The organism is Psychromonas sp., assembly GCF_047632995.1.
Taxonomy (GTDB): Bacteria; Pseudomonadota; Gammaproteobacteria; order Enterobacterales; family Psychromonadaceae; genus Psychromonas.
In genome coordinates this window covers 1-6933 of the sequence record NZ_JBLIEK010000150.1, presented here as the reverse complement: position 1 = coordinate 6933, position 6933 = coordinate 1, and the positions used below count along the sequence as shown (strand labels likewise).

At 40.3% G+C, this 6933-nt stretch carries 7 protein-coding genes; 3 read left to right on the top strand and 4 right to left on the bottom strand.

Annotated elements, in window-relative coordinates:
* Nucleotides 1-244: 244 nt before the first annotated feature.
* A complete protein-coding gene (locus tag ACJAT7_RS16810) occupies nt 245-868 on the bottom strand; it encodes an AhpA/YtjB family protein (RefSeq protein WP_415227958.1) in 624 nt (207 codons plus the stop codon).
* A gap of 153 nt (nt 869-1021) precedes the next feature.
* Here ACJAT7_RS16810 and serB point away from each other — a divergent pair, with 153 nt between their 5' ends.
* Nucleotides 1022-2068, top strand: coding sequence for a phosphoserine phosphatase SerB (serB, locus tag ACJAT7_RS16805; protein ID WP_415227957.1), 1047 nt, complete (start codon nt 1022-1024; stop codon nt 2066-2068).
* A 144-nt stretch (nt 2069-2212) separates the two neighbouring features.
* Here the strand turns inward: serB and ACJAT7_RS16800 are convergent, their stop codons facing one another.
* Nucleotides 2213-2524 carry a hypothetical protein gene (locus ACJAT7_RS16800; RefSeq protein ID WP_415227956.1) on the bottom strand — a complete coding sequence of 104 codons (312 nt, stop codon included), beginning with the start codon at nt 2522-2524 and terminating at the stop codon, nt 2213-2215.
* A gap of 509 nt (nt 2525-3033) precedes the next feature.
* On the opposite strand from ACJAT7_RS16800, the gene ACJAT7_RS16795 reads away from it, so the two are divergent.
* Both ACJAT7_RS16795 and ushA read left to right on the top strand, forming a co-directional pair.
* Complete coding sequence (locus ACJAT7_RS16795; RefSeq protein WP_415227955.1) at nt 3034-3687, top strand: 7-cyano-7-deazaguanine/7-aminomethyl-7-deazaguanine transporter; 654 nt, start codon at nt 3034-3036, stop codon at nt 3685-3687.
* Nucleotides 3688-4456: 769 nt separating this feature from the next.
* Nucleotides 4457-6214 (top strand): bifunctional UDP-sugar hydrolase/5'-nucleotidase UshA, encoded by a 1758-nt coding sequence (gene ushA, locus ACJAT7_RS16790; protein WP_415227954.1) that lies wholly within the window; start codon nt 4457-4459, stop codon nt 6212-6214.
* Nucleotides 6215-6423: 209 nt separating this feature from the next.
* On the opposite strand, the gene ACJAT7_RS16785 is transcribed toward ushA, so the two are convergent.
* Both ACJAT7_RS16785 and ACJAT7_RS16780 read right to left on the bottom strand, forming a co-directional pair.
* Entirely contained in the window at nt 6424-6801 is a 378-nt protein-coding gene (locus tag ACJAT7_RS16785; RefSeq protein ID WP_415227953.1) for a sirohydrochlorin chelatase, read from the bottom strand.
* A gap of 58 nt (nt 6802-6859) precedes the next feature.
* On the bottom strand, nt 6860-6933 hold a 74-nt coding region (locus ACJAT7_RS16780; protein WP_415227959.1), incomplete at its 5' end, for a TIGR02450 family Trp-rich protein.

Genomic DNA, 6933 nt, shown 5'->3' with positions numbered 1-6933 from the left:
CTGCACGACCTAATTACCTAACGGGTTTTTGGGCACTTGTTAACTGGGATTTTGTAAACCAAAACTTTGCATAGTATCAAAGTGATATAGAAAGCAATGTGTAAAAACCTTAATGTGTTCATTAAGGTTTTTTTTTAGCTGCAAAATAGTGGCAGAAAAATAATTAACAAGTTTTACCGGGATAGGGTTATGGGTTCATTAAAACAATCTAGCAATGGTTGCCTTTTGTAAATAATTCTCATTTTCACCAATCAAGTCTATTTTTTTCACTTAACTTGTATAGCTCTTTTATTACATGATAATAAGCCGCTTCCAGTCTTCTAAAAAACAGAGCCATGATGATGGTACCCGCTACAAAAGAGAGCATTAGTATTTGCAGCATTATCGACAAACTTTTTTGTTGGTAATCATGAATTAAGCTGAGAATTTCCTCTTGCTCCAAGGTGATACGGATATAGCCTATTGTTTCCTTTTCATTATATAACTCAGCAATATAGGGAATAACTCCAGCGGCTTTTGGATCATTATTTTTATTAATGTTTAATAATATTGGCAGGGCTAACACATCCTCTGATTGATAAAGTATCTGTCCCAAATTATCATATATTGTTGCATCTCTGACGATCGGATCATGGCTCAAGTCATCAATCAAAAGCTGTAAATCACTGGCTTTATTTTGTGAAAGGTAACGCGCTGCCTCTGCGGCTGCTAAATTTGTTAAAGAGTAGGAAAATCGTTCTGTTTGTTGATAGCCGATTTGATTGGATGTGTCTTTTAACATAGTAAATTGGTAAGCAATAATAGCGCAGACAATGATCAAGCTGGTTATTTGCAAAGTACGCAGCAAATAATGCATTTTTTTATTCATTTATTGTTATTCCTTGAGAACAGAGTTGTAAAACTTGCAATGATAAATAGCAATAGTTATCTTGTGCGCAATTATTTTAATTTAAAACCGGCCCATTTTAAGAATGTAATTTTTAATAAGGCGTTTGGTTTCTATAAGCATAGGTATTTTACAGTGGATACGATCGAAAAACTTCTAGTTCAATCAAATTATCAGTCATTGCTTCAGTGGAGAGACCATGTAAAACAACAAGTTAGCGGGTTAGATGCATTATTTTGTCATAAGGGTACGCTAACTTCAACACTGACGTCTGACTTTACTGAGCAAGCATCCCTTATTGTAATGGCGGCACAATTTAATACCGCACAGTTGCATAACTTGCTGCGCCTGTTAACTGATGAATATATTGACACAATTCGCTTACATGCCCCAGAAATAATTGAAAATGTAATTGTGATGCGTTTTGCGTTAAGTGCAAAATCACCCTCATTGAAACTGAAATTGGATGCATTTGCCAAAGAAAATAAAATGGATTTTGCATTAATGGATCATTTCCCCGACTGGCAGAAACCGGGTTTAGTGTTAATGGATATGGATTCAACAACCATTCAAATCGAATGTATCGATGAAATTGCTCGATTATATGGTGTGGGTGACGAGGTCTCTGCCGTTACTGCACTTGCGATGCAAGGTAAGCTGGATTTTAATGAAAGTTTACGTACGCGCGTTAGCAAACTAGAAGGCGCCCCTGTTTCAATATTAAAAGAGGTGGCCGATTCTATGCCGCTAATGCCGGGATTACTGGAATTGATAAAAGGGCTTAAAAATGCAGGCTGGAAAGTAGCTATTGCCTCTGGTGGTTTTAATTACTTTGCGGATCGTCTAAAAGCAGAACACGATTTTGATTATGCGATTGCCAATACACTGGAAATTAGCGACCAGTTATTAACCGGTAAAGTGGTCGGTGATATAGTTAATGCGACAGTTAAAGCTGGTACATTGTCTGAGTTGGCCGCGCGTTATAATATTCCCATGTCACAGACGGTCGCCATTGGTGATGGTGCAAACGATCTGCTGATGATGGGCGCATCTGCCCTGGGTATTGCGATTCATGCTAAACCCATTGTTCAAGAAAAAGCCGCTGTATCACTTAATCATTTAGATCTGCAAGGTGCTTTATGCATTTTAAGTGCAAGTAATTGTGTAAACAGTTGGTCTTAAAACAGTTTGTTCTATAACCAATACGCCTGCTTTATCAGCAGGCGGTGTTTTTACCGGCTGTGATGGATATAAGTTATTTATTGAAATTTTTATAGACAGCGCAAGCATTCAATCACGTTTACTGCAGCTCTAAAGAGACACTCTTCAATCGGCAAAACCATTATGGATAAAGTTGTGCCTTCTTTGATAGAAACTCTCCGGTGTGCTTTCAATAAAAGCAATCGCCAGCGCATAGCCCTCTGTTTTAAATTTCGGAATTTTAGCAAGTTCATATTCATTCATAATAATATTCATCGCTTCCTGTACCGGTTCGCTTTCGCCCGGGCCAATTTCAACTTCGGGTGGATCGTAATAAGTTACCATCCAGTCTTGAAGTTGCTGCGCAGATATTTTACCTTCACCCCATTGGTTGAGTGTGCTTATAAGTTGCTCTTTTGTAACAAATGGTTTGCCCATAAAGTCCGTCATCCTAGTGAATAAATGATTATACCTAAGCTACTTCAAGATTCAGGAATCAGCAAGTCGATAAATGATGAGATTCTAGGCAGCAGGTTGATGATCTAGTCATTCTAAATCAAAACCTGCTAACAACGAAGATTATCGTTTATCGCCTTGCCCGAAGGGCGTTTCACCCGAAAGCTAGCACTGCGTTATCACATTCGAAAAGGGAATAAGAATTCTCAGCATGTTATGCTTTGTTCCAGCATCCGGGTGAAGCTCTGAATCTGCATTTTGAAGTGGTTTGGGTATATACGTAGGATAACGCAATTAGTGCATTGATGTCACTGGACGTGTTAGTTTGAATTTATCCTTGCCCCGATTCAAATCCTGTCTATAATGTGCCGTCGCTATACGGGCTGCATAGGGCTAAATAATCTATTATTACTTTATGCAACTTAAAGCTATCTTTTAACAGCGGGTTCCCTCACCCCGCAGAACTCTATCGCAATGAAAAAGGTCACAATATGTTAACAACAAAGCAAATTAGCCGTGCACTTATGGTGCTGGTCGGCTTCCATATATTTATTATCTGCGCCAGTAATTATCTCGTTCAGCTGCCATTTCAAATCTTTGGATTTCACACCACTTGGGGAGCGTTCAGCTTTCCGTTTGTGTATCTTGCCAGCGATCTTACCGTAAGAATATTCGGTCAGACGGCGGCTAGAAAAATTATTATTAAAGCGATGCTTCCAGCGCTGCTCATCTCTTATCTGATGGGCGTTCTTTTTGATCAAGGTGGCTTTCAAGGTTTAACCGCATTATCGCAATTCAATACCTTTGTTTTCCGGATTGCCTTTGCCAGTTTTGCTGCGTACCTGATTGGGCAATTGATGGATATCACTGTCTTTGCCAAGCTCAGAAATACGCGCTCGTGGTGGGTGGCACCTACCGCTTCAACTCTGATCGGAAATTTAGTGGATACTATCGTCTTCTTTGGACTCGCCTTTTATGCATCCAATGATCCCTTTATGGCTGAACACTGGCCCGAAATTGCCAGTGTTGACTATAGTTTCAAACTGATTGTGAGTTTAGGTCTGTTTTTACCCGCTTACGGCGTACTTTTGAAAGTGCTTGAGCAGAAAATTGTCAAACAGTCTGCTCAACCAATTTTAGTTTAACTCGGTAGCAGGGCTTGTAACAGCCTATATCTCCCAATTTATGGGGCTTGGCTGTTAGCCTGTTACCTGCAGCATAAATCCATATTGCCGTTAGCTGAAAGTCGGTATCAGCCAGCGGCTCCCATCAAGAAAAATCTCCATGGCGATGATCATCAAACGCTCTGCAGTCAGTCTTTACGCTGTGTGGTTTAACTTCGTTTCCTGTTGTAAATTAACCCATTATTACCCGTTAATTCGTAAAACCATTCATAGTATAAAGCACTTCCAGAGCGCATTTTTCCTCTTATTTATATCATTTAAAAGAAAACAACATATTTTGTAACCGCAATCAATAAAGAGAAGGGTAATTATTATTCTATTCGGTTTGATCACACTTTATTGCTTGTTTAATAAATAAACTCATTTGTAATTACTCAACGGACGATATCAATTCATAAGAAATGGCAATGCTTTTATTGTTATGGATATTTTTAATTGTATTTTTCCTGTAACAAAACATCAGTAAGGTTTGGTTATATAGTTTTGTTTCATAAGGGATATTTTCTTCCTGATTAACATGAAGAAACTTCGGCGAATAATAGGGAACAATCTTCAGCAGTTGCAGTAAATATTAAAATGGTTAAAGGTCACTTTTATGGACTGTTAAATTGACCAATAACGCAAGTTTACAAATACGGTTGCACAGCAGTATGAGATGAAGAGAATGATAAATTTATCAACTGGAATGTGCGCCAACACGCCTAAAAACATCAAATAAAGGAAGTATTTAATGAATAAAAGATTGATCAAAGGATTAGTTGCTACAGCAGTATTGGTTGCATTATCAGGTTGTAATGAAGACGATACGAAGGTTATACCCAAAGTAGCAACAACATGCGTAGAAGCAGGCGCAGCCTGTACCACGTTTACCGTACTTCATACTAACGACAATCATGGCCGTTTCTGGCAGAGTGAGGATGGTGAATATGGTATGGCAGCGCGTAAGACGCTGATCGACCAGATCCGCGCTGAAGTTGAGTCTAATGGTGGAGAAACCATTCTCCTTTCTGGTGGCGATATTAATACTGGCGTACCAGAATCAGACCTGCAGAACGCGGTGCCCGATTTCATGGGTATGAACCTGATTGAATATGATGCGATGGCTGTCGGTAACCACGAATTCGATAACCCGCTATATATAGTTGAAATGCAGCGTAAGCTGGCTGATTTCCCTATGCTGGCTGCTAATATTTATGATAAAGCGACTGGCGAACGTTACTTTGATGCTTATAAAGTATTCACTGTAAACGGCTTACGCATTGCCGTTATCGGTCTGACTACTGAAGATACCGAAAAAATTGGTAATAAAGAATATATAGGTGGCCTTGAATTTACCGATCCAAAAGAAGAGATCAAAAAAGTTATTAAAGAGATTAAAGATGCAGACGCCGCTGATTTGATCTTTGCAACGACGCATATGGGACACTACGCCGATGCAGCTAACGGCAGTAATGCCCCGGGTGATGTGGCACTGGCACGAGCGGTTACTGCCGGGGATCTGCAGGCGGTTATCGGCGGTCATTCACAAGATCCGGTTTGTATGGAGCCAGACACCAATAACTATGCCGACTTTAACCGTGGCGATGAATGTACGCCGGATCAGCAAAATGGCACTTATATTATGCAGGCCCATGAATGGGGCAAGTATGTTGGCCGCGCCGATTTCGAATATTTCAATGGCGAGCTGCATCTGGCAAGTTACGATTTAATACCGGTTAATCTGATGGTATTGAATAAGTATGGTTCTCCGGACAAAGATGAGAATGGTAAGACAACGCTTATTCCTGGCAGCACTGCTATTGATGAAAATTCCAACGTACTGGATGCCTTAAGGCCATATAAGGAAGCGGGGCAGAAGTTACTGGACGTAGTTATTGGCTCTACCGATGGGCAATTGGTTGGTCTCAAGGCAACGGTTCGTTCTGAGCAGACTAATCTGGGGCACTTGCTGGCTCGCGCGCAGAGTGCTTATAAGCTGGTCAATGCCGATTTCGGTATTATGAACTCGGGTGGTGTACGTAATTCAATTTCTGCAGGGGAAATTACTTATCGTGACGTACTCCTCGTACAGCCATTTGGCAACATGGTCGCCTATGCCACAATGACGGGGACAGATCTGACCGAATACCTTAATCAAGTGGCAACTAAGACTGCCGGTGCCGGCGCATATGCTCAATTAGATGGTATTAAGTTATCTGTTGATTGTGATGCACAGAAAGTGACCATTAATGAAATTGCTGGTGAAACTTTCGATGCTGCGAAAGAGTATAAGTTCTCTTTATCAACATACCTTGCTGCTGGTGGTGACGGTTACCCGGCTATTGAAGCAACTTCTATCGAAATTGCCGATGCTTTGGTACTGCGTGATTTTATCGAATCAAACGTTGCAATTTTAGTTGATGATTTTAATCCAGTTGCGGGTGATATTGTGTATCTGGCTGGTGGCGAGTCTCTTAAAGGTTGCCCTGCAGCTCCTGCCGTTGAATAAGTACTGCCCACACTTAGTGTGATTTAGACTGAAAAGGTAGCCTTCGGGTTACTTTTTTATGGCTATCTCTCAATTCACTGTTGTGGCATTCACCAACAGCTTCGAATAGAAAAACATGAGTTGTTCTGTTTTTTGGGTAACGGCCTAAGCTATCGTGAGTAATGTGTAAGCTCGGTTTACGAACCTTATGTTAAGTTCAGAAACAATGATCAGTCAGCGCTATTTACTGAATTAGCAGCATCAATGAGCAATGTCATCATTAAATCCGATGAGCCTATATGCGGGGCTATCTCAATTTTAATACCGGGAAACTGTTGCTCTGTTTTTTGGACGAGTTTAGGAATATCATTAATAACATGTCGGCCCGAATTAAGAAAATAAGGCAATACAGTAATTGAGGTTGCCCCCTTTGTTATACACAGCTCTATCCCTTTATCTATTGCCGGTGTCGCTATCTCTAAAAAGCCTACCTGAAAAATATCGTAATGATTGCTGCTGTTTTTCTTGAGTTTATCAGTCAATCTAACCACTTCATCATTTGACTCTTGACGACGGCTACCATGGGCAACCAGTAATAATGCTTTCATCTTAAGTCCATTTTGGGGTTATAGGGAGAGAATAATGAGGCCTTTAATAGGTGGCTCTTTATACCCAACCTAATCGCCATTGCTGGTTATCTTTTAATTCCCGCCAATCAATCGAATACACATTTTTGTTTA